Here is a 1,842-nt window from a genome sequence, read left to right as displayed (position 1 = left end):
GGGTCACTCTTTAGAGTCAATGATAGATGAAAGTGAATCTCAGGTTCGCTATGCCGAACTGAAACAAAAAGTGTTAAGTAATGGGTTTTGGCGTGGTGAATTATGGCTCGTAAGAAAAGATGGTCAAGCTTATCCTGAACTTGTCAGCATAACGGCTGTTAGGGACTCTCAAAATAGGCTATCTAATGTTGTTGCTCTGTTTACCGATATATCACGCCTTAAAGAGCAAGAGAAGCAACTAGAGTTACTTGCACTCTATGACCCCCTCACGAAACTGCCTAATCGTAACCTATTGGTGACCAAAGTCAGTGAGTTACTAAAATTCAATGAATTCGGTCGATATATGGCAGTTCTTTTTATTGACCTCGATGACTTTAAAAAGATTAACGATTCTTTTGGACATGAAGTTGGCGATGAGGCGCTAAAATTACTCGCTTCTACCTTGAGTAAAAACATTCCTTCAAACGATATTCTAGTAAGGTGGGGGGGAGATGAATTTATTATTATCCTTAATAATGTTCGGAATGAAACTAAAGTAAAATCGTACGCTTCAAAGCTACTCAATATAATTTCTACAATGAGATTTAAAACAGATCTGATTCACCCACAGTCCTTCTCTGCGAGTATTGGTGTAACTATGACGGAGGCGGATAGTGTCACAGATATAGAGCACCTTATTCGACAAGCTGACCTAGCTATGTATGAATCGAAACTGCAGGGGGGGAATAGTATGGCATTCTTTAACCCTGAGCATGATAGAAGTAAGCGAAAACAACATGCTAAAAAGCGACAGTTGGAACAAGCCGTTTCTGAAAATGAGCTGGAACTATACTTTCAGCCAAAAATGAACCTGAGAAGCAATGAGGTGGTAGGAGCAGAAGCCCTTCTTCGTTGGAATCACCCCGACAAAGGAGTGTTAACCCCCGAGCAATTTTTGTTTGATATAGAGACTCCCTCGCTGCAATGTGAGATTGGTGACTGGGTAATGACTCAAGCCGTTCATCAAGTGTCCGAGTGGATGAAATGTGGCATGGATATACAATTGTCTATTAACGTATCCAGCTATCAATTGGATGATATCAATTTTACCAGTCGCCTAAGAGCGCTATTGTCTCAATATAAGGTTCCTCCAAGCTATGTGCAGATAGAAATTCTTGAATCGAGTGCTCTAGAACTGGTAGAAAGAGCTCAGGCGGTGATTGAGCGTTGTCAGTCGTTTGGGGTGAGTGTGGCAATTGATGATTTCGGAACTGGCTATTCAACCCTCTCTTATTTAAGAGATCTTCCCGCTGACGTGTTGAAAGTCGATAAGAGCTTTATTATTGGTTTGCAAAAAGATAGTAAGAATTGGGGGCTTTTGAAGGCTGTGATGAGTTTGGCCTCAACCTTCGACAAAACGGTTGTTGCAGAAGGTTTAGAAGATTGGGACGCAAAGGAGTTGTTATTGGAAGTAGGATGTGAAATTGCCCAAGGTTATGCGATAGCGCGGCCAATGAAGATAGAGCAATTTAACCGTTGGTATCGACAAGAACAGGTAGCGGTATGAGAAAGAAGAGCCATTGTTACGTATGACTAAATGGAGAAATGATTTCGAGTTGCCTTTCTGCACCCTATTTCGCAATTTTCCTTACTTTAGATATTTTGAAAATATCCATTTTGAGTTGGTGCTTTAACAAGCTTCTGTCCAGAAGCCTGTTACGTGTGACCACTTCGAATTTGTGATCACCAAGCGATTCTGTCGTACCTTAATTACCAAGCGACTTTGTCATTACAATAACTACCGAGGGAAAATGTCGGGACTGATTTAGCGTACTTTTTAAAGTAATCAAATGAGCTTTAAAG

General features: G+C 40.8%; 1 protein-coding gene. It reads left to right on the top strand.

The window, feature by feature from the left end:
* Positions 1–1,546, top strand: a 1,546-nt coding sequence (locus tag VME0621_RS25935; protein ID WP_156750290.1) for a putative bifunctional diguanylate cyclase/phosphodiesterase, incomplete at its 5' end; no start/stop codon positions are given.
* Between the last annotated feature and the right edge of the window lie 296 nt (positions 1,547–1,842).

It is taken from the genome of Vibrio mediterranei (genome assembly GCF_900088415.1).
Taxonomy (GTDB): Bacteria; Pseudomonadota; Gammaproteobacteria; order Enterobacterales; family Vibrionaceae; genus Vibrio; species Vibrio mediterranei.
The sequence above is the reverse complement of the archived record's forward strand: the minus strand, read 5'-3'. Positions and strand labels throughout refer to the sequence as shown.